The organism is Pseudomonas sp. FG86, from assembly GCF_057808775.1.
This window is the reverse complement of the sequence record NZ_JBMDIS010000002.1, coordinates 93060-114367: the sequence shown is the minus strand read 5'-3', so window position 1 is coordinate 114367 and position 21308 is coordinate 93060. Positions and strand designations below refer to the sequence as shown.

The 21308-nt window shown below is 62.0% G+C and carries 16 protein-coding genes; 14 read left to right on the top strand and 2 right to left on the bottom strand.

Annotation, left to right across the window (positions count from 1 at the left end):
- Positions 1–39: 39 nt before the first annotated feature.
- The 9 genes from ACODSV_RS01760 to ACODSV_RS01720 all read left to right on the top strand — a co-directional run bounded on the left by ACODSV_RS01760 (position 40) and on the right by ACODSV_RS01720 (position 11305).
- Entirely contained in the window at positions 40–1098 is a 1059-nt protein-coding gene (locus ACODSV_RS01760; RefSeq protein ID WP_065941389.1) for an ABC transporter substrate-binding protein, read from the top strand.
- 336 nt (positions 1099–1434) lie between these two features.
- The gene (locus tag ACODSV_RS01755) at positions 1435–3675 is read left to right on the top strand and encodes a TonB-dependent receptor (RefSeq protein ID WP_150054168.1); all 2241 of its coding nucleotides are present in this window, start codon (positions 1435–1437) and stop codon (positions 3673–3675) included.
- A gap of 68 nt (positions 3676–3743) precedes the next feature.
- Positions 3744–6209 carry a TonB-dependent receptor plug domain-containing protein gene (locus ACODSV_RS01750; protein WP_150095159.1) on the top strand — a complete coding sequence of 822 codons (2466 nt, stop codon included), beginning with the start codon at positions 3744–3746 and terminating at the stop codon, positions 6207–6209.
- Between the two features lie 170 nt (positions 6210–6379).
- Positions 6380–7141, top strand: a complete 762-nt coding sequence (locus ACODSV_RS01745; protein WP_150054170.1) for an ABC transporter permease — start codon at positions 6380–6382, stop codon at positions 7139–7141.
- A 9-nt stretch (positions 7142–7150) separates the two neighbouring features.
- Complete coding sequence (locus ACODSV_RS01740; protein ID WP_150054171.1) at positions 7151–7912, top strand: ABC transporter permease; 762 nt, start codon at positions 7151–7153, stop codon at positions 7910–7912.
- An 11-nt stretch (positions 7913–7923) separates the two neighbouring features.
- Positions 7924–8703, top strand: coding sequence for an ABC transporter ATP-binding protein (locus ACODSV_RS01735; RefSeq protein WP_093545081.1), 780 nt, complete (start codon positions 7924–7926; stop codon positions 8701–8703).
- 139 nt (positions 8704–8842) lie between these two features.
- Positions 8843–9571, top strand: a complete 729-nt coding sequence (locus ACODSV_RS01730; RefSeq protein ID WP_093545079.1) for an SDR family NAD(P)-dependent oxidoreductase — start codon at positions 8843–8845, stop codon at positions 9569–9571.
- A 15-nt stretch (positions 9572–9586) separates the two neighbouring features.
- A complete protein-coding gene (locus tag ACODSV_RS01725; protein ID WP_043205147.1) occupies positions 9587–10420 on the top strand; it encodes a CmcJ/NvfI family oxidoreductase in 834 nt (277 codons plus the stop codon).
- 102 nt (positions 10421–10522) lie between these two features.
- A complete protein-coding gene (locus tag ACODSV_RS01720) occupies positions 10523–11305 on the top strand; it encodes an IclR family transcriptional regulator (protein WP_150054173.1) in 783 nt (260 codons plus the stop codon).
- Here ACODSV_RS01720 and ACODSV_RS01715 read toward each other — a convergent pair.
- Positions 11302–12780 (bottom strand): class I adenylate-forming enzyme family protein, encoded by a 1479-nt coding sequence (locus ACODSV_RS01715; RefSeq protein ID WP_150054174.1) that lies wholly within the window; start codon positions 12778–12780, stop codon positions 11302–11304. The two genes, ACODSV_RS01720 and ACODSV_RS01715, sit on opposite strands and share 4 nt — an antisense overlap.
- Before the next feature lie 2 nt (positions 12781–12782).
- A complete protein-coding gene (locus ACODSV_RS01710; protein ID WP_012723438.1) occupies positions 12783–13805 on the bottom strand; it encodes an alcohol dehydrogenase catalytic domain-containing protein in 1023 nt (340 codons plus the stop codon).
- A 148-nt stretch (positions 13806–13953) separates the two neighbouring features.
- On the opposite strand from ACODSV_RS01710, the gene ACODSV_RS01705 reads away from it, so the two are divergent.
- The 5 genes from ACODSV_RS01705 to ACODSV_RS01685 all read left to right on the top strand — a co-directional run bounded on the left by ACODSV_RS01705 (position 13954) and on the right by ACODSV_RS01685 (position 21130).
- Positions 13954–14655: an enoyl-CoA hydratase/isomerase family protein gene (locus ACODSV_RS01705; protein WP_012723437.1), complete on the top strand. Its 702-nt coding sequence runs from the start codon at positions 13954–13956 to the stop codon at positions 14653–14655.
- 105 nt (positions 14656–14760) lie between these two features.
- Complete coding sequence (locus ACODSV_RS01700) at positions 14761–17286, top strand: TonB-dependent receptor plug domain-containing protein (RefSeq protein ID WP_454843866.1); 2526 nt, start codon at positions 14761–14763, stop codon at positions 17284–17286.
- A complete protein-coding gene (locus ACODSV_RS01695) occupies positions 17286–18599 on the top strand; it encodes an MFS transporter (RefSeq protein ID WP_043205144.1) in 1314 nt (437 codons plus the stop codon). The genes ACODSV_RS01700 and ACODSV_RS01695 overlap by 1 nt, the downstream gene beginning before the upstream one ends.
- Positions 18600–18619: 20 nt before the next feature.
- Positions 18620–19804: an acyl-CoA dehydrogenase family protein gene (locus ACODSV_RS01690; protein WP_043205142.1), complete on the top strand. Its 1185-nt coding sequence runs from the start codon at positions 18620–18622 to the stop codon at positions 19802–19804.
- 9 nt (positions 19805–19813) lie between these two features.
- Entirely contained in the window at positions 19814–21130 is a 1317-nt protein-coding gene (locus ACODSV_RS01685) for an amidohydrolase (protein WP_012723433.1), read from the top strand.
- Positions 21131–21308 lie beyond the last annotated feature (178 nt).

Sequence of the window (21308 nt, the reverse complement as noted above, 5' to 3'; positions counted from 1 at the left end):
CAATGTGCGAACATTTCATGGATTTGAACGAAGAATTTTATGAGCAAACCACTCGATACTCTCTGGTATACCCACAGCCCGGTCCCCACCGGGCTTGGCATCGCGGTGCAGTCCGGGCGACTGGCCGAAGCCTTCCTGCCCTTTGGCACCAATATCCAATCGTTGCGCGAGTCCACCGAGCGGGAAGTGCGCGAAGCCCACTATGACCATCACCTGCAGAATTCGGTGCGCCACGGTGGCAATATCCCGGCGATCTGGGCCTACGCCAGTGGCGTCGAAACCCGCGTGCTGGGGTTGTCGTGGAGCGACGAGGTGCAGTTGATCCTCACCACCGCAGAGAGCGGAGTCAAGAACGTACGCGACCTGAAAAACCGCCGTTTCGGTCTGCCCAAGTGGGCCAACGTACAGATCGACTTCACGCGTGCCCAGGCCCTGCGTGGCCTGGAAAACGCGCTCAAGCTCGAAGGCTTGAACGTGTCGGACGTGGAACTGGTGGACTACCCCTATGGCGGGACCTACAGCGATAACCAGACCTCCTATGTGTATGGCCCCGAAATCGGACTGGGGGTCAGCCGCTTCAGTCGGCGTAACAATGAACTGATCGGCCTGCTGCGCGGCGATATCGACGCGATCTTTCTCAAGGGCGCCCACGCTGTGCACTTGGCCAATGAGTTCGGTTTGCATGTCGTGGTAGACACCGGTTCGCACCCGGACCCGTTGATCCGCAGCAACAACGGCACGCCGCGCACCCTCACCGTGGATATCAACCTGCTGCAGGAGCATTTCGATGCCAGCGTGAAAATCGTCGATACCGTGCTGCGCACCGAGCAGTGGGCCTGGGCCAACCCGGATGAAACCCGGCGCTTTCTCGCCAAAGAACTCAATACCAGCGAATACTGGGTCACGGCCGCCTATGGTGAAGATGCGCACCGTCGACTGCGGACCACGCTGGACTCGCGCTCGATCGATGCATTGCAGGATTTCACCGACTTCCTGTTCCGCTGGAACTTCATCCCGCGCCGCTTCGATGTGCGCGACTGGATCGACTTCAGCGTGCTGGAAAAAGTCATTGGCTCCACTTCGCGCGTCGCTGTTTAGTCCTACCCTACCTATTGGAGCCCGGCTTGCCGGCGATGGCAGCCGTGAAAACGCCATCGCCGGCAAGCCGAACTCCTACAATTAATGTGTGATCAGTGCCAGCTGTGTTGGCCTGGCAACACTTTCCCTGCTGCTCCAGCAACACACTGCGCGCACTTTCTGCTGAATCCTCCGCAGGTCGTTTTCACGCCTCTTGAAAGCGTTATAAAACTCAGCTTTGTATATTTTTTTTATAATTAAAATCAGAAGCTTACGCTCATGTATCAACACTGAAATCCTCTTGGCACGATCTCTGCTCTACCCCCCTTAAGGACATATTTTCCGGGGGAGACTGCAATGCATAAAATCAATCCGATCACCAAGGGCCTTTGGCTCGCTTTGCTCGTCGCCGGCAGCACGCACGCCGCTGAAGACGACGCCAGCAAGACCGAGCCGTCACTCAAGACCGTGACCGTCACCGCGCAACACCGCGAGCAAACCCTGCAAGAGGTTCCGGTGGCGGTATCGGCGGTCCAGGGCACCAGCATCGTCGCCGATGGCGTACGTAACATGGGCGACATCACCACCTTCATTCCCAACGCCTCGGCCAAGAATCCCGACGGCGACGGTCGCCCGCGCTGGTACATCCGCGGACTGGGCACTGGCGACACCGGTGCGGCCACGGTTTACCCCGTAGGCATTTATGCCGATGACGTGTACCTGAACGCACCGATTGCCGGTGGCGGCCCGCTGTGGGACCTGGAGCGCATCGAGATTCTGCGCGGGCCACAGGGCACGCTCTACGGCAAGAACACCACGGCCGGCGCGGTAAATATCATCTCGAAGAAACCGACGTTCGACACCGACGGTTTCGGCACCATCGGCTTTGGCAGCAAGAACGAACGCATCCTCAGCGGCGCCCTCGGCGGTGCTCTGGTGGATGAGAAACTCGCTGCGCGGATCTCGCTGTACTCCGAAGAGCGCGACGGTTTCCAGAAGAACCTGGTGGACGATCACACCTACGGTGACGTGAACAAAAAGGCCGTGCGCCTGCAGTTCTTCGCCCAGCTCAACGACGACCTGGACGCGCTGTGGAAAATCCATAGCCGCGAGTTCAAGAGCGACGGCGCCAACGGTGCGCTGACCCTGGGCCGCTATTACAACGTGGGCTACCAGCGGCCGGCCGGGCGCGATATCGCGCTCAATGTGAAAGACGATTCCAAGCTCAATCACGACGGTACTTCGCTGACCCTCAACTGGCACCTGGGCGACTACACCCTCACGTCCATCAGCGCCTATGACTATATTCGCGGCCAGTCCAGCAGTGACGGCGACTACACGCCGTACGAGGTCAACGGGACCTCCACTGCAGACAACAAATACGCTCAGTATTCCCAGGAAATCCGCCTGGCCTCGCCCCAGCAGGAAACCCTGCGCTGGCTGGCCGGTGCGCACTATTTCCATGAAGATCTGGATAGCACCGCCGGGCGTTTTATCCAGCCCGGCCCGACCCCCAACGGCACAGGTTCGAACCAGATTGGGGGCGCCACGGATTTTCGTGACCTGAGCTACGACCACAAGACTGACAGCTACGCGCTATTCGGCAACCTGACCTACGACTTCACCGACAACTTCAGCGTGACCGGTGGCCTGCGCTGGACCCAGGAAAAGAAAGACATCGACCTCAGCCTGACCCAGTTGACCCGCGCCACCGCCAACGGCCCATTGATCCCGCTAGCCGCCGCCGGCAGCAACGGCAATCGCCAGGAGGATAAGACCTGGGAAGCCTGGACCTACGACCTGACCCCGGAATACCGCATCAACGACAACGTGCGCGTGTTTTTCCGCTACGCCCATGGCTTCCGTTCCGGCGGTTTCAACACCGGGTTGTCCACCAGCCTGTCGCAACTGACCACGGTAGACCCGGAACAACTCGACGCCTATGAGTTCGGCGTGAAGTCCGAGTGGTTCAACCATCGCCTGACCGCCAACGCGAATATCTTCTACTACGACTATTCGGACATTCAGGTGAACCTGCTGACGGTTAACAACGGAGTACTGACAACCGCCTTGACCAACGGCGCCAAGGGTAAGGTCAAAGGTGCCGAGCTGGAACTGGAAGGCCAACTCACCGACTACTTGCACCTGCGCGCAGCGATCTCGTTCCTGGACAGCGAATACACCGATTTCAAAAACACCAACCCCACCACCGGCGCAGTCACCGGCGACTATAGCGGCAACAGCTTCGTGCGCTCGCCGCGTAATGTGGTGTCCTTGGGCGGCGACTACACCATCCCACTGGAAATCGGCGGCAAGCTGGTGGCGGGGGCGGATGTGAGTTTCCGCGACAAGGAATACTTCCTCGCCGACCGCCAGAGTAGCGCCGACAAGGACCTGAGCCAGCCTCACTACACCTTGGCTAACAGTCGCCTGACCTGGTACAGCACCGACGAAAAACTCAGCGTCACCGGCTTCGTCAACAACCTCACCGACCGCCGCTACCAAGTCCATGGCCGGCCGAACGGTGGCTTGGGCCAGTACGTGATCACCTACGGCGACCCTCGCACCGTAGGCCTGAGCGTGACCAGCCGCTTCTAACCCAACCACACCTCCACTCCCTGTAGGAGCCGGCAAGCCGGGCTCCTACATTCTGAAAGGACCTTTTTATGTTCCAACGCACTCCGTTGGCCGGCGCCATTGCGCTGGTCATGGGCAGCCTTGCCGTGCCTGTATTTGCGGCAGACGATACGCAGCCAACTGCAAAAAACGATCGCCTGGACACCGTAGTGGTACTAGGCACCCGCCGCAGCGACTTGACCGCCCTGCAAAGCGCAGCACCCGTCGACGTACTGTCTGGCGAGCAATTGCAGCAAACCGGCGCCACCGATCTGTCCGGCGCCCTCACCGCCTTGTCGCCGTCGTTCAACTTCCCACAATCACCTCAAGGAGCCTTCGGCGGCTCCATCGCCCAGGGCGCTTCGCTGCGTGGCTTGGCGTCGGACCAAGTGCTGGTGCTGGTCAACGGCAAGCGCCGTCACAGCAGCGCGAATATCACCCGTCAGAGCCTGGTGAATGGGCGTGGCGCGGCGGCGGTGGACTTGAGCCTGATTCCGTTGAGTGCGATCCAGCGCGTAGAGATCCTGCGCGACGGCGCCGCAGCCCAATATGGCTCCGACGCCATCGCGGGGGTAATCAACATTGTGCTCAAGGAAAACGACGACGGCGGCAACCTGGGCTATCGCTTTGGCGGCTATGACAAAGGCGATGGCCTGCAGCGTAAGCTCAACGGCTGGAAGGGTTTCACGCTGCCCAACGACGGCTTCCTGACCTTGAGCTTCGACGCCGGCAGCCAGGACCCGGCCAGCGACACGAACCCCGACAACCGGATCTTTTACCCCGGAGATACCAGTGTTAATACGCCCCGCGAGCAGAATAACCGCTACCGCACCTGGCGTTGGGGTGCAGGCAATGTCTCGGACCAGTACAACTTCGTGGCCAACAGCGAGGTCGGCATCGGCGAGAGCCTGACCGCCTACGGCTTCGCCACCTACTCCCACAAGAACACCGACGCCGAAGGTTTCTTCGACCCGCCTACCACCTTGCGTAACAACTACGGCAGTAACGCGTTGGCGCGCTACCCAGACGGCCGCTTGCCGATCACCCGCTACGGCCTGGAGGATTATGCGGTGACCGGCGGGCTGCGCTGGGAGAACGAGCGTCTGGGCAAGTTCGACCTGGCGCTCAACCATGGTAATAACACCCTTAAATCCACCGACCGCAATGCGATCAACCCCAGCTACGGCACCAATAGCCCATCGAAGATCTACACCGGAGAGCGCGAAAACGACCAGACCAACTTGACCCTGGACTGGGTGCGCGACTTTCCCACCGACCTGTTGTTCAAGCCGCTGACACTCTCCGCCGGGCTGGCCTGGCGCAAGGAAAACTATCAACTGAGCGCGGGTGAAGCGGCGGGCTGGCAGAACGGCCCGCTGTTCAACACGGCCGACCCGATCACCGGGCGCCGAATTCCAGGTTATTACTCAGGCATCACCCAGGTAGATGCTGCCTCGCTGGATCGCAAGGTACTGGGCGCCTACATTGACGTCGAGGGCCAGGTTACCGAGAAATTCCAGGCCGGCGTGGCGGTGCGTACTGAGCACTATTCGGACTTTGGCGACACCACCAACGGCAAACTGTCCCTGCGCTACGACTTCACTCCACAGATCGCCGCACGGGCCACTGCGAGCACCGGGTATCGCGCGCCTTCGTTGGTGCAGAGCGGCATGTCCTCGTTCAGTGTGCAGGTGGTAGAGCAACCATCGGGCAGCGGCAACTTCGTCGAGGTGCAACAACGTACGTTGCGCGCCAACAGCCCGGAAGCCCAGGCGCTTGGCGGCAAGGCGCTCAAGCCGGAGGAGTCGACCAACTATTCCCTGGGCCTGGTCTGGCGCCCACTGGAAAATGCCTCGGTCACGGTGGACGCGTACCGCATCAACATCGACAACCGCATCACCCTTTCCGACCAGTTGCCCGCCAGCGTGGTCACGCCGATCTTCGCCGGTACACCCTACGCCAATATCCAGAGCGCGGCGTTCTACACCAACGTCGCCGACACCCGCACCGACGGTATCGAGTTGACCGGCAATTACCAGTGGGACCTGCAGCAGTGGGGTCGCCTGAACCTGAGCGGCGGCTTTGCCAAGACCGACACCACCATCACTGGCTTGCGCGATGTGGGCAATATCAAGGGTTCGCAGATTGTCGGGCGCAACACACAGGGCCTGATCGAGGAAGGCACGCCGGACACCAAGCTGACCCTGAGCGCCAACTGGCTGTATGAAAACTGGGGCCTGACCGTGGCCCAGCGCCGCTATGGCGAATGGAAAAGCCTCAATGCCACCAATCCCAGCCTGGATCAAACCTACAGCCCGCAATGGGTGACCGATCTCGACCTGTCGTATACCTTCCACAAGGGCGTAAAAGTCTCGGTGGGTGCGATCAATCTGTTCGATACCCACCCTGACAAATCCGATGGTGCGCAGTTGTATGGGGTACCGAAATACTCCATCACCAGCCCGGAAGGCGCACAGGGGGCGTTTTATTACACCAGCGTGAGCTACGACTTCTGAGGCGGCTGCTGAATGGGTGCTGCCCCAGCAGCACCCCATCACCAATTGCCCGTTTGCCATGAGCTGATCTTACGGGTCTCATCGCCGGCAAGCCGGGCTCCTACAGATGGGTTGGGTTGTGGCACATGTTTTGCGATGGACACGTTGTACTTCGCTGAAAAAGACTTGCCATGCGCACCCATCGATTGTTCACCGCTCTCACCTGGCTGATCTCGCCCCTGGCTTTGCTCGCCGTCTGGACGTGGGTGGCCCACCTCGGGATTTTCCCGCGCAACCTACTAGTACCACCGGCCCAGGTGCTGCACACCTTCGAAGAACTGCTGGCCAGCGGCGAATTGCTCGAACACCTGGGTAATAGCTTGTCGCGGCTCGGCCTGGGCTTTGGCATTGGTTCACTGTGTGGCTTGGTCTTCGGCGTGCTGATGGCCTTGTCCAAGAACGTCGAGGTGTACTGCGGGCCGCTGTTCCACACCCTGCGCCAGATCCCCAGCATCGCGTTGATACCGATGTTCGTGCTGCTGTTCGGCATTGATGAAACCTTCAAGATCATTATCGTCGCCAAAACCGCGTTCTTCCCGGTGGCACTCGCTGCAGGAGAAGGGGTACGCGGCATTCCGCGCAGTTACTTCGAAGTGGCCGACGTGTACCGCTTGCGCTGGCCGACCTTTGTGCGCCTGGTGGCTCTGCCCGCCGCCGCGCCGCCGATCATCACCGGCTTTCGCATCAGCTTGACCCGTGCATGGGTGGTGCTGGTCGCCACTGAGTTGCTGGCGGCCGACAGTGGGCTGGGGCAGATGATCGAGATGGCCCGGCAGATGCTGCGCATCGATGTGGTGATGGTCGGTGTAGTGGTGACCGGGGTGATTGGGTTTGCCCTCGACTATGCCTTTCGCCGTATCGAACAGCGCCTGTTTCGCTGGCAGACCCGCTAGGAGCCTCACATGCTGCCCTTACTGAAAAAATCCCGAGGACTGCTGCTGCCACTGCTGCTGGTGCTCGCCTGGGAATACGTCTCACGCCAGGACGCTGCCGGGGCCTATGCCTTCGTGCCGTTATCGGCAATCGGCCCCGCGTTGCTGCAAATGCTCGGCAACGGCGAACTACTGGTCAACCTGCTGGCAAGCCTGGCGCGTACCAGCAGTGGCTTGCTACTGGGCATTGTGTTCGGCGTGATGCTGGGGGTGCTGATGGCACTGTCCAGCGTAGCCAACCGTTTGATCGGCCCGCTGTTCCACTCGATTCGTCAGGTACCGATGCTTGGCTGGATCCCGCTGATTGCGATGTGGTTCGGCAACGGCGAGTTTTCCAAAGTGCTGATCGTCACCCTTGCCGCGTTCTACCCGATGGTACTGAACACCTACCAGGGTTTCAGCCATGTGGAGCGCCGTTACCGGGAAGTTGGCCAGGTGCTGGTGCTCACCCCTGTTCAGCAATTCACCCAGGTGCTGCTGCCGGCGGCGTTGCCGAGTATCGCCACCGGCGTGCTGCACGCGCTGGCATTCGCCTGGGTCACCGCGATAGGCAGTGAATTGTTCCTGTCCTCCGGGGCGGGCCTGGGCAATCTGATGATGAACGCAGAGGCCGGCTCGCGCATGGAAGTGATCGTGCTCAGCGTGCTGTGCATCGGCTTGCTCGGCTACCTGATGACCCTGTTATTCACCCTGCTGAGCCGCCACCTGTTGCGCTGGCGCAACCTCCGTTGAAAGGCCCTGATATGAACGCAATCGCTTCCCCGCTATACCTGCAAACCGGTGCGCTGCAGATTCGCGGCCTGAACAAGACATACCAGATCGAAGGCCGTTCACTGCCGGTGTTGCACGACATCCAGCTCGACGTGCGCCCTGGCGAGTTTGTCAGCATTGTCGGCGCCAGCGGCTGCGGAAAATCCACTTTGCTGCGACTCATTGTCGGCCTGGAAGCCGAATACGGAGGCGATATTTTGCTGGACGGCAAGCGTATCGCCGCCACCAGCCTGGAACGCGGCATCGTGTTCCAGGACCATCGCCTGTTCCCCTGGATGACCGTCAGCCAGAACATCGCCCTGGCCCTGAAAAACCACAAGCTGGCCCAGGTGGAGAAAGACCGTCAGGTAGCTGAACACATCACGCTGGTGAACCTTGAAGGATTTGAAAATGCCTACCCCCATCAGCTCTCCGGCGGCATGGCGCAGCGCGCCGCGATCGCCAGGGCGCTGATCAACAAGCCAAAGGTGTTGCTACTGGATGAACCGCTGGGCGCCCTCGATGCCTTGACCCGCGTGCACCTGCAACGCGAGCTGCAACGCATCTGGGTACAGCAGCGTTGCACGGTGATTATGGTCACCCACGATATTGAAGAGGCGTTATACCTGGGAGATCGAGTGATCGTGATGGACGCACATCCGGGCCGGATCAAGCATGAAATCCGGGTAGACCTGCCCCATCCGAGGGATCGGACATCATCAGTGCTACAGGGGTATAAGGAGGAGTTGCTGGAAGAATTGGTAGGGCATTGAACCTGCCTCTCACAGGCTGCACCTTTCCGCTCCCTTACGTCTGAGAACATGGGCATAACCTTAGCTGTCGATATTCTTATTCCTCCCGCCCGGCCATGGGTAGATTGGTAGCCACTTACCCCATTGGAGGATGTGGCGCATGGCGGAATCAGTGGTGTGGATTGCCGGGGTCGGCGCGGTTGCCGGGCTGGGTGCAGCCTTAGCACGGCGTTTTGCCCGCGAGGACTACCGCGTAGCGGTCAGCGGCAGGAGCCAGGACAAGTTGCAGACGGTGGTGGCTGATATAGAAGCGAACGGCGGCAAAGCCAATGCAATCGTGGCCGACTTGGGTATCGAAGCCGACGTGCTCGCCGCCATCGCCCAGGTCAATGAGCTCGGCACACTCAGGGCGGCGATCTTCAACGTGGGCAATTCGGTGTCCAAGCCGGCGCTTGAGTTGAGCGCCGAGTTGTTCGAGCAAACCTGGCGCGCCTCGACATTGGGGGGCTTTTTATTCGCCCGCGAAGCCACCCGCACCTTGCTCGCCAATGGTGGCGGCAGCCTGTTGTTTACCGGCGCCACCGCCTCACTGCGCGGCAAGCCGCCGTACACCGCGTTTGCGGCAGGCAAGGCCGGGCTGCGCTCGGTAAGCCAGTCGTTTGCGCGGGAATTCGGCCCACAGAATGTGCATGTCGCCCATGTGGTCATCGACGGTTCCATCGATGGCGAGCGCGTGAAAAGCCGTGCGCCCGACTACCTGACCAAGCTGGGCGAGGACGGCGCATTGCGGCTCGAAGACATCGCCGACGCCTATTGGTATCTGCACACCCAACCGCGCAGCGCCTGGACCCAGGAGCTGGACTTGCGGCCATTCAAGGAACCGTTCTGACACCGGGAGATGGTTATGGGAACCCATCAGACACAACTCGCGCCCGCCTCCGTGCTCGGCGTGCTCAATTACCTGAAAGACACCGGCGAGCGCCCGGTGAACTACACCTACCCGCCACCCGATGGCGCGGCCCAGCGCAGCGGCGTACTTGACCCTACCCAGGTGACCATCCATAACGCGCGGTTGCTGGATACGTCTGCGAGCCTGCAGCGTGAGGGCTTCGAGAAGGTCGAGCACGCCAGCGCAGTGGTCAACCTGGAGGATGACGAACAGGTGCGCCTGCATTACTACCCGGAAACCGAAGCCCTGCTCAAACAGCAGACTGGTGCGATAAAGGTGGTGATTTTCGACCATACGATTCGCGTCGATGACCCTGGCCGTGAGGCGCGTGGCCTGCGCGAGCCGGTGCGCTACGTGCACAACGACCAGACCGAACGCTCGGCGATTCGCCGTGTGCGCGACCACCTCGACCCAGACGAAGCCGAACAGCGCCTGCTCAAACGCTTTGCGATCATCAATGTGTGGCGGCCCATCGGCGCGACAGTGCTGAGCACGCCCCTTGCCTTGTGCGATGCGCGTAGCATGGTCGATAGCGATTTGTTGCCCAGCGACCTGGTGTATCGCGACAAGGTCGGCGAAACGTTTTCGGTCAAGGCTAACCCGGCTCACCGCTGGTTTTACTATCCGCAGTTGCGACCAGACGAGGCCTTACTGTTGAAGATCCACGATTCGCGGCGGGATGTAGCCAGGCTGAGTGCACACACCGCATTTGATGACCCCACCACGCCAAAGGACGCGCCGCCACGGCGCAGCATCGAATTGCGCGCACTGGTGTTCTTCGACACGTAAATCAAGGCTTCACCCAGCAACGGATCGCGGCTAACCTTGGTCACCGGCCAAGCCTGCGATCCGCGCTTGCCGAACAAAATGATTTCGGAAGCCGCTGCCACCATGGATATTTCTTCAGCTCCTCCCCCGCCCACCAGCAGTAAGGAAAACGCCGGTGGGCGCGTTCAGGTTATCGACCGTTCGATCGTACTGTTGCGCACCCTGTCGGGCCTCAAGCATGGCGCCAGCGCGCTGGACCTGGCGCGACTGACCGGTATAGACCGCACCACCATTCATCGCCTGCTCAAGACCCTGACCCACTGGAGCCTGATCGAATCCCAGGGCGGCACCTATCGCATCGGCCCGGAATGCCTGATCTACTCGGCGGCGTACCTGAACCGCCTGAACCTGCGCAAGATCGCCCTGCCCTACGCCATCGAGTTGCAACGGGTGATCGGCGAGCGCCAGGCGATTGTGTCGTTGTCGGTGCCGGTGGGTGACCAAGTGGTGTTGATCGAGCGGATGTGGACACCGACCACGCCGCTCAACGTGATTGTCGACCTGGCCGACCAATTCCCCATCGACGGCAGCCCCAGCGGGCGTGCGGTACTCGCCACCTACAGCAAGACGGCCGCACAGGCAATCCTCGGCGAAGCGCGTTACGCCAAAGCCCTGCCGGCACTGGAGCAAATTCGCAGCCAGCAGGACTTCGCCTTCGGCCACGGCGAGTTCAAGCCGGGCCTGTCTTCGGTGGCGTTTCCGATTCGCGTGGAAGCCGGGCAAGCCATTGGCGCGGTCGTCGTTGCAGGGCTTGAGATGGAAGACGAAACCCACCCCGGCTCTTCCCTGGCCAGCCACGTGCGCCGCGCCTGTGAAGGTATCGCGGCGCAGTTGGGCAACCTTTAGGGCTTGAGGCCCAGTGCGGCGAGCAGGCGGTTTTTCTGCACCTTGCCGTAGTGGGAGCGCGGTAGTTCGTCGATGAAGTAAATGCGGCGCGGCACCTTGTAGCGCGACAAACCGGCGCGGCAGTGGTCCATCAACTGCTGTGCCGATAGCTCTCGCGAACCCTCCAATACCACGGCTGCGCATACTTGCTCGCCCCACTCCAGGTCCTCCAGGCCAAACACGTGGGCGTCCTGCACGCCGGGATGGCTCAGCAGGTTCTGTTCGACTTCACCGGGCTGCACGGATTTGCCGCCGCTGCGGATGATGTCCTTGCAACGCCCCAGCACTCGCAGCAGCCCATCGGCGCCAATGCGCCCTAGGTCACCGCTGCGCAGCCAGCCGTTGTCCAGGGTCTTAGCACTGAGCGCTTCAAGTTGCCAGTAGCCACTCATCAATTGCGGGCCGCCGAGCAGAATCTCGCCCACACCGTTTGCGTCCGGTTGATCGATACGGATCGCGGCGCTGAACAACGGTCGGCCCACCACACCTTCGCCACTGTCGCCGGCCGCGCGCACCGCCGACATTTGCGCGGGCGAGAGGTAGCAACTCCAGGGCGCTTCGGTCATGCCGTAGAGCACGCCGATGCGTTCACTGAACAAACTGCATGAGCCTTCCAGCACGTCGCCGGTCAACGCGGCAGCGCCGATATCGAGGCTCTTGAATACCGGAAGATCGGCCGCTGCAGGGCCGGTTTCGCGCAACAGACGCAGTAATTGCGTAGGCACAAGAGAGCTGAACGCCACCTGGTACTCAGTAAGCTGAGCGATGAATGCCTTGCCGTCGAAGCGACCACCCAACACCACTCGGCCGCCGCTGAGCAAATGGGCCAGCACCGCCACCGCTGCAATCGGCCATAGCGGGCGGACGTTGAGCAGTACATCGCCGACCACGGCGCCCCGCCCCATGACGATGTTTTGCAACACCGCACACAGGCTGGCATGCCGGTGCATCACGGCCTTGGGCGTGCCGGTGGTGCCGCCGGTGTAGTTGAGCGAGGCCAGCGCCTGGGGTGATTGCGCCGGGCGTGGAAGGATGTCGACGGGGTTGGAGTCGGTCACGGCTTGCAGCGGCAGGCAACGGATGCCCAAGCCTTGCGCCACACCGGCGTACTGCTCGGAAAACAGCAGCAAGGCAGCGCCCGCGTCCTGTAGCTGAGCAAGCAATTCATCAAGCGCCAGGGCCGGATCCAGCGGCACGCGCACACGGCCGCTGGCCATGCAGCCATAGTCGGCCAGCAGGTAGTCGAGGCTGGCGTCGGCCAGTAAGGCCACCCGCGCACCCACCGGGATTTGCAACCGATCCAACGCTTGTCCGACGCCACTGAGGGCGCGGTCCAATTCGTCAAACGTGAGGGTGCGAGCACTGGCCGGTTCGTGCAGTGCGATGTGGTCGGGCCATTTAAAGGCCGCCTGGCTGAGCAGCGTACTGATGTCCATGCTTACCACCCGCTCAACACAATGCGCCCATTGACCTGACGCGATTCCAGCAGCGCGTGGGCCTCGGCCACTTGGTGAAACGGCAGCACACGGTCAATCAACGGCTTGACCTGCCCGCCCTTGATCAATGCCAGCGCCAGGCGCACTTCTTCGAGGGTGGCGCTGCCGGAGCCTTGTACCCGCAGGCGTCGGCCGATCAACAGCCCTGGGTTGATCGGCACACTGACGGGCGTCACATTGCCCAATACCACCACGCGCCCTCCGAGGGCCATGCTGCGCAGAGTGTCTTCAAGGGTGCTGCCGAGGTTTTCCATGGCCACGTCCACGCCGCGTTTGCCGGTTAGTTTCCAGACCTCGGCACTGTAGCTGCCGCTGCTCACAATCACGTCATCGGCGCCCAGGCTGTGGAGAAAATCACGCTTGTCCGCACTGCCTGTGACGGCGATGACCCGCGCGCCTACCGCCTTGGCCAATTGGATCTGATGGGCGCCCAGGCCACCGCTGGCGCCATTGATCAACACGCTTTCGCCGGGTTTGAGCGCGGCCTCGCCGTGCAACGCGCGCACGCTGGTGCCGATCGGGCAGGACGCCAAGGCGGCCGGGATGTAGTCCAGACCGTCGGGCAGTTCGATGGCGGAGATCGCGGGTACTCGCAGGTATTCGGCATAGGCGCCTTCCGTGTCCACCGATGGCAGGCCCAGGGCCCGGCACAGATCCTGGCGACCGCGCAGGCAGTCACGACACTGACCGCAAAAGCGTCGCTGGTAAACCACCACCCGGGCGCCGACCGTCAAATGGTGCACACCCGCGCCCACCTCAACCACTTCACCCGCCACTTCATGGCCCAGTACCACGCCGGTATGGGCTCCCGGTAACCGCCCGGCACGATGCAAAAGGTCATGATGGCAAACCCCGGCTGCCGCGACCTGGACCAGCACTTCACCCGCGCCAACCTGCGGGGTCGGCACCTCCTCGACCTGCAATTGCTCCGGCCCGCCGAAGGCTTTTAGAACTATGGCTTTCATTTTTTATAACCGTTTTTGACCCGATAAGAATATGTTCATATAACAAACATCTTGTTTGCATTGTGCACATCAATTAAGTTTTCCTCACTTTGGCGCTGACCTCAAGGGGTAATCGCGTCTTTCTTTCACACCGGATAAAAAGCACCCCATGACAGTCGAGTATCAAAATATTGGCGAAGGAATCCTGGTGGTCACCCTCAACCGCCAGGAGCGCCTCAACGCACTGGACAGCCAGGCCAAGCACGCGCTGGCCGAGGTTTGGCAGCGCGCGCAGCAAGACACCGCCGTGCGCGCCATCGTGCTGCGCGGTGCCGGCGAGCGGGCGTTTTGCGCCGGCTCCGACCTCAAGGAGATCGACGCCACCGGCGAGACCGTCAGCAGCGAAGTCCTGGCCCGTGCCCTGCCCGGTGTCGGCAACGATTTGAGCAAGCCGGTGATTGCCGCGTTGCACGGCCACACCCTGGGCCTGGGCATCAGCCTGGCGATTCATTGCGATTTCCGTATTGCGCGGCACGACACGCGCTTTCACTTCCCCGAAGTGCAGCACGGCATGTTGTCCGGCTTCAGTGCGATCACCCTGCCCAGCCTGATAGGCGAAGCAGCGGCCCTGGACATCATGCTCAGCGCGCGCAAATTCGATGCCCAAGAGGCTTTGGCCATCGGCCTGGTCAACCAAGTGGTGGACGACGCCTACGCCAGCGCGCTGGAACTGGCCGCACGCCTGGCCAGCCATTCCTCTAAGGCCGTGGAATGGACCAAGACCTTGCTGCTGGCCGAACGCAAAGCCCGACTGACGCGGCAGATGGCACTGGTCGACCAGGCCCGCCAGGACGTGATGCTGGGGCGTTGACCTCAACCCATAACTAGAAACAGCCAACACATAAGCCTCCCCAGTACTGTCAGGAACTCCCACCACCAGGAATGGAAAGCGGCACCTAACCATCGGAGCCTCACCATGTCTCGCCCATACACTCGCTTTCGTCCCAGGTTCAGCCTGCTGACCGCCGGCATCCTCGGGCTGTGCGCCCAGCCGGCAGCCCACGCTGAAGAGAACCCGTCACGTCCGTCGGCGGCCAGTGACACCGCCCTGCAAACCGTGGTGGTCACCGGTGCCCGGGACAGCGGTCGCACCGTCGCCAAGAGCCTGGCGCCGATCGATGTGATCAGCGCCGACGACCTCGCCCGCTCCGGTAAACAGAACCTACGCGACGCCCTGGCCGCCAGTGTGCCGTCCTACACCAACGCCGCAGGCTTTACCGGCGGCACCGGGTTGTCGGTCAAGTCCGCGACTTTGCGCGGCCTGGGCGGTAACCATGTGCTGGTGCTGGTCAACGGCAAGCGCCGCCACAATACGTCGCTGATCTTTGTGCAGACCGCAGCCACCTCAAGCGGCCAGTCGCCCGCCGACCTCGACCTGATCCCCATCGCCGCGGTGGACCACGTGGAAGTGCTGCGCGACGGCGCGGCGGCGCAATACGGTTCGGACGCGATTGCCGGGGTGATCAACATCATCCTCAAGACCAACCGCTCCGGCGGCAGCGGCAGCGCCCTCTATGGGCAGTACGCCAACCGTGTGGGCGGCAAGGGTAATTTCGGTGCGCGGGGCCAGGGTCAGATCAACCAGGGCTTCGAGCTGCCCAATGACGGCTTTTTCAGCCTCAGCGCCGATATCGGCCTCCAGGAAAGCTCCAACGTGGCCGGCGCCGTGCCGGATCGCACCAGCATCTATTTCCGCCAGAACGGCCAGCCCGACCCGCGCGAAACCAGCGAAAGCCGCTACCGCCAGCAACTGGGCCAACCTCGTTCGCAAACCTATAACTTCGGCTACAACGCCGAACTGCCGCTGAACGAGGACTACACGCTGTACTCGTTCTCCACCCTCAGCCACCGCAACTCCACCAGTTGGGGCACTTACCGCACCGCCAACTCGCCGCAGAACATTGTCTCGGTGTACCCGGACGGTTTCTCGCCGCGTTTCGTCGTGGAAGAAGACGACTTCCAAAGCGTGTTCGGCGTGCGCAACGACGACCTGCTGGGCTGGGCTTGGGACCTGAGCAGCAGCTACGGCTACAACAACGCCAACACCCGCAACGAACGTTCGCTGAACCCGTCCCTGGGACCAAACAGCCCTCAGGATATGGACGGCGGCAACCTGATCGCCAGCCAATGGACCAATAACCTCGACCTGACCCGTGCGTTCGATACCGGGCTGTTTGCCAAGCCGCTGAACGTGTCGACCGGCCTTGAATTCCGCCGCGATGGGTTCGAGATCCAGGCCGGCGAATACGCCTCTTATGCCGATGGCGGCTACGTGTTCCCCACCGGCAGCCCACTCGCCGGCCAGCGCCCCAACCCCGGCGCGCCAGGGTTGGTGGGTTTCACCCCGGCCGACGCGCACAATTACTCACGCACCAACACCGCAGGCTACGTCGACTTCAGCCAAAGCCTGACCGATCAATGGGATGTGAGCCTGGCCGGGCGCTTCGAGCACTACAGTGATTTCGGCGACACCGGCAGTGGCAAGTTCTCCACGCGTTACGCGTTCACCCCGCAATTCGCCGTGCGCGGCACCGTGAGCAACGGCTTCCGCGCGCCGTCCCTGCAACAGCAGTTCTATTCGTCGTCGCTGACCGCCTGGCGCACCAGCCCGCTCACCGGGCAACTGGAGCAGGCCACCACGCGCTACGTCACCGTCAACGACGCCGCCGGCCAGGCCCTGGGCGCCAAGGAGCTCAAGCCTGAACGCTCGATGAACTACAGCCTCGGCTTTGTCGCCACACCGACCGAGAACCTGGACATTACGGTCGACCTGTACCAGATCGACATCAAGGATCGCATCCTGCAGACCAGTAACCTGCAAGGCACGGCGGTCTCCAACGTGCTGGCCGCCCAGGGCCTGAACCCGAACCAGATCGTCTCGTACTTCGGCAACCTGGCCGATACCCGCACCCGTGGCATCGACCTGGTGGCCGACTACCGCTATGACCTGGGCCGCTACGGCAAGACCAAATGGACCTTGCTCAGCAATCAGAGCCTGCAAACCATCGAGAAGATCAAGGAGCCCGCAGCACTGGCCGGCACCGGCGTCAGCGTGATGGGCCGTGACCGCCAGGGCAACCTGACCTCGGCCTACCCGAAAAACACCACGTCGCTGAATGCCGCCTGGCAACTGGGGGATTTTGAGGTGAATCTCAAGGAAACCCGCTATTCCAAGGTCACCGGGCGCAACCAGATTTCCGCCAGTCGCGATGAGGTGATCCGCCCTGCATTCATCACTGACTTGAGCCTGGGCTACTGGCTGAGCGACGCGGTGAAAGTCACCGTCGGCGGCGAAAACATCTTCGACCGTCGCCCCCAGCAACTGAATGACGAGGCCAAGCGCTTCTACTTCTTCCCCACCGACAACCCGACCTATAGCTGGTACTCGCCCTACGGCCTGGAAGGTGCTTATTACTTCGCTAAAGTCGACGTGAGCTGGTGATGACGAACTTCGAACGCCCGCAGGCGACCTTCGACCAACGCCTGTACCGCAAACTGGCGTGGCGGATCATGCCGTTCCTGTTCCTGTGCTTCGTGCTCAACTGGCTGGACCGGGTCAACATCAGCTTTGCGCATTTGCAGTTCAAGACCGACCTGAACATCAGCGACGCCACGTTCGGCATCATCGTCGGGGTGTTCTCCATCGGTTACCTGCTGTTCGAGATCCCGAGCAACCTGCTGCTGGAAAAGATCGGCGCGAAAAAAACCATGATGCGCATCATGGTGCTGTGGGGACTGGTGACCATCGCCACCGCGTTTGCCCAGACCCCGGCGCAGTTCTATGTGCTGCGGGTGTTGCTGGGCGCCGCCGAAGCCGGGTTCTTTCCGGGGGTGATCCTGTACCTCACCTACTGGTTCCCGGCCAGCCACCGCGCGCGTATCACCTCGCGTTTCATCATGGCGATTGCGGTGTGCGGGATCATCGGCGGGCCGCTGTCGACTTCGATCATGGCGCACTTCGCCGGTATCGGCGGGTTTACCGGCTGGCAATGGCTGTTCGTGATCACCGGCATACCGCCGGTGCTCGCCGGGCTGTTCGCTTGGTACTGGCTGGACGACAAACCGGCCTCGGCCAAGTGGCTGAGCGACGATGAAAAACACGCCATCGAGCAAGCCCTGGCGCGTGAACGGCTACAGCGCAAACCCGGCGGGCATACGCGCTTCGTCGAGGCATTGAAGGACCGCAAGGTGTGGTTTATCACCCTGGCCTACTGCCTGACCATCATGTGCACCGGCAACGTCACCAATATCTGGGCACCGTCGATCATTCGCGATTCGGGCGTGAGCAACCTTGGGCAACTGGGCTTGCTCTCGGCTTTGCCCTATGTGGTCGGCGTGTGCGTGATGCTGTGGGCGTGCCGCCATTCGGATGTGAATCAGGAGCGGCGCTGGCACTTCGCGCTGGGCGGCCTCACGGCGGCGCTGGCAATGCTGGTGCTGCCCAACTTTCTGTTCAGCCCGTACTCGGCAATCGCCGTACTGACCCTGATGACCAGCGGCTACCTGGTGGCCACGGCGATTTTCTGGACCATCCCCACGTATTACCTGTCGGACCACGCCAAGGCCGCAGGCCTGGCGCTGGTCAACTGCTGCGGGCAGATCAGCAGCCTGCTGACGCCCATCATGATCGGTGCGATCAAGACCTCCACCGGCAGCATCAGCCTGGCGCTTTATATCGTGGCGGCGCTGGTGGCCTGCGGCACCTTGATCCTGTTGCTCGGCGTACCGCGTAGTGCTCTGCGCGACGCTTCCTGACCTCTTTGATGGACCTTTCCATGACCGATTACCTTGCCCTCGCCCACCAACTCGCCGCGCAGATCCAACCCGGTGCCGCCGACCGCGACGCCGGCAGAATCCTGCCTTATGCGCAGCTCGACCTGATCCGCGAATCCGGCCTGGGCGCCGCCCGGGTCCCCACTGAGCTGGGCGGCGGCGACGTCAGCCAACTGCAGGTGGCACAGATTTTCATCACCCTGGCCAAGGCCGATCCGAGTGTGGCCCAGGCGCTGTTTCCGCATTTCGCCACGGTCGAGCACCTGCGCCTGATCGCCAACCCCGAACAGCAGCGTGAGTACCTCGGTGCCTTTGCCGAGCGCCAGTTGTCATCTGGCGCGATTGCCGAACGCAGCGGCACCTTTCGCGGTGAAATCCACACGCGCCTGGAGCGTCGCGGCGATCAACTGGTGCTCAATGGCAGCAAGTTCTACAGCACCGGTTGCCTGTTTGCCGACCTGCTGAAGATCCAGGCCGTGGACGAGGCCGGCAACGCGATCTACGTGATGCTGCCCGCCGACACTGCGGGCATTACGCTGCTGGATGATTGGGACGGCATGGGCCAGCGCGTCACCGCCAGCGGCAGTACCCTGCTGGAAAATGTGCCGGTGCGCCCTGGGCAAGTGATCCCGTTGGCGCAGTGGTATCAACGCCGCAACTATGTCGGCGCCAGTGCGCAATTGATCCACTGTGCCCTCGATGTCGGCATCGGCCTGGCGGCCTTGGATGACGCGGTAGCGTGGGCGCGCACGGGCTCGCGACCGGTGCGCGAAAGTGGCGTGGACCAGGCGCGCCACGACCCGTACATCCTGCACACCCTCGGTGATCTGGCCGCGCGCATCCATGGCGCCGAAGCGCTGGTGGAGAAAGCCGCCGGGGCGGTCGACCTGGCCGCGCGCACGCAGTTGCAGGGGTTGGCGCAGGGTGAGGAATTGGAAGCTATTTTGGTCAAGTCTTCGATTGCCGTGGCCGAAGCCAAAATCGCCTCAACCCGCGCCGCCCTCTTCGTGTGCGAACGCCTGTATGAAGTCGGCGGCGCAGCCACCACCCAGTCGCGCTACAACTTCGACCGTCACTGGCGTAACGCACGCACCCACACCACCCATGACGCCCTGGCGTACAAGTACAAGGCAATTGGCGATTATTTGCTGAACGCGAAAGCACCGCCGATTGCGTTTACTTATTGAGCCCTGGATATGTTGAAGCTACCGATTTCCCTGCTGCTTCTGTCCGGTTCCGTGTCGGCCGCCGAGCCTTGGGACGACCTGGACGCGCAGATCAGCCAGGCATTGCCCGGCGTGATAGAGCTGCGTCACGCGATTCACCAACAACCCGAGCTGGGCAATCGCGAGTTCCACACCGCCGAGCGCATCGCCCAACGCCTACGGGAACTGGGGCTAGAGGTGCAGACCGGCATCGCGCATACCGGTGTCATCGGCATTTTGCGTGGCGGCAAACCTGGCCCGGTGGTCGCGATTCGCGCCGAACTGGACGCGCTGCCGCTCACCGAGCAAACCGGCCTGCCGTTTGCGTCGACCGTGCGCAGCAAAGATGAAGGCGCAGACTTTCGCAGCAGAGGCAAGGACGTCGGCGTGATGCACGCCTGTGGTCATGATGCACATATGGCGATGGCGCTGGGGGTTGCCGAGGTCTTGGCGGCCCATCGCGAGCAATTGCCGGGCACGCTCAAGCTGATTTTCCAGCCGGCCGAGGAAGGGCCGCCGCTGGGCGAACAAGGTGGCGCGCAATTGATGATCAAGGAAGGCGCGCTGCAAAATCCAGCGCCAGCGGTCATTTTCGGCATCCACGTAACGGCGGGCACGGCGGGGACTTTCACGCTCAGCCGGCAACGCACCACGGCGGCGGCCGACACCTTTGTCGCGCGCATCATCGGCCGCCAGACCCATGCGGCCTTCCCCTGGACCGGCATCGACCCTGTGCCCGTCGCCGCCCAGGTGATCCTGGCCTGGCAGACCATTCCCAGTCGCCAATCCAACCTCAGCCTGTTGCCGGCGCCGGTGATTTCCGTAGGGCGTATCGAGGCCGGTGACCGCCACAACATCATCCCCGCCGAAGTGCGCCTGGAAGGTTCGATTCGCACCGTCAGCGATGAACAGCGTGAGGACGTGTTGCAGCGCATGACCCGCACCGCCGAGCACATCGCTGAAGCCTCGGGGGCCACCACCAAGGTGGACTACCTGCCGGGGAATTACCGCGCTGGCTACAACAACACTGCATTGGTTGACCAGTTGATGCCGGTGCTGCAACAGGTGTCGACCACGCCGGTGCGGATCGACAACGGTACCTACGGTGCCGATGACTTCGCTGAATACGCCCGCCAGGTTCCGGGAGTTTTCATGCGTATGGGCGTGACACCCCCCGCGCTGGAGGGCAAAACCGTGTGGCCTACCCATTCGCCGGGCTTCCAGGTGGATGACCCGAGCCTGGCAGTGGGGATCCGGGCGCTGAGTCGGATGACGTTGAGCTACATGATTGACGCTCCTCGGTCCTAGTGAAAAAACGGATCAACCCCACTTCACAACCACGCCGACCTCTACCGACTCGGCACCTCGCTGCTCAAGCGAAAGCGACAGCAGCGCAGTGACTGTACCGATTTGCACCCTCTGCGACAGGCGCCGACAGGGTATTTATATTGGTGAGGGCATATCCGCCTCATTGACCTAAGGTGTC

Coding starts and splice junctions, on each gene's coding strand:
- ACODSV_RS01760 (WP_065941389.1), top strand. CDS start 40: ATGAGCAAACCACTCGATACTCTCTGGTATACCCACAGCCCGGTCCCC.
- ACODSV_RS01755 (WP_150054168.1), top strand. CDS start 1,435: ATGCATAAAATCAATCCGATCACCAAGGGCCTTTGGCTCGCTTTGCTC.
- ACODSV_RS01750 (WP_150095159.1), top strand. CDS start 3,744: ATGTTCCAACGCACTCCGTTGGCCGGCGCCATTGCGCTGGTCATGGGC.
- ACODSV_RS01745 (WP_150054170.1), top strand. CDS start 6,380: ATGCGCACCCATCGATTGTTCACCGCTCTCACCTGGCTGATCTCGCCC.
- ACODSV_RS01740 (WP_150054171.1), top strand. CDS start 7,151: ATGCTGCCCTTACTGAAAAAATCCCGAGGACTGCTGCTGCCACTGCTG.
- ACODSV_RS01735 (WP_093545081.1), top strand. CDS start 7,924: ATGAACGCAATCGCTTCCCCGCTATACCTGCAAACCGGTGCGCTGCAG.
- ACODSV_RS01730 (WP_093545079.1), top strand. CDS start 8,843: ATGGCGGAATCAGTGGTGTGGATTGCCGGGGTCGGCGCGGTTGCCGGG.
- ACODSV_RS01725 (WP_043205147.1), top strand. CDS start 9,587: ATGGGAACCCATCAGACACAACTCGCGCCCGCCTCCGTGCTCGGCGTG.
- ACODSV_RS01720 (WP_150054173.1), top strand. CDS start 10,523: ATGGATATTTCTTCAGCTCCTCCCCCGCCCACCAGCAGTAAGGAAAAC.
- ACODSV_RS01715 (WP_150054174.1), bottom strand. CDS start 12,780: ATGGACATCAGTACGCTGCTCAGCCAGGCGGCCTTTAAATGGCCCGAC.
- ACODSV_RS01710 (WP_012723438.1), bottom strand. CDS start 13,805: ATGAAAGCCATAGTTCTAAAAGCCTTCGGCGGGCCGGAGCAATTGCAG.
- ACODSV_RS01705 (WP_012723437.1), top strand. CDS start 13,954: ATGACAGTCGAGTATCAAAATATTGGCGAAGGAATCCTGGTGGTCACC.
- ACODSV_RS01700 (WP_454843866.1), top strand. CDS start 14,761: ATGTCTCGCCCATACACTCGCTTTCGTCCCAGGTTCAGCCTGCTGACC.
- ACODSV_RS01695 (WP_043205144.1), top strand. CDS start 17,286: ATGACGAACTTCGAACGCCCGCAGGCGACCTTCGACCAACGCCTGTAC.
- ACODSV_RS01690 (WP_043205142.1), top strand. CDS start 18,620: ATGACCGATTACCTTGCCCTCGCCCACCAACTCGCCGCGCAGATCCAA.
- ACODSV_RS01685 (WP_012723433.1), top strand. CDS start 19,814: ATGTTGAAGCTACCGATTTCCCTGCTGCTTCTGTCCGGTTCCGTGTCG.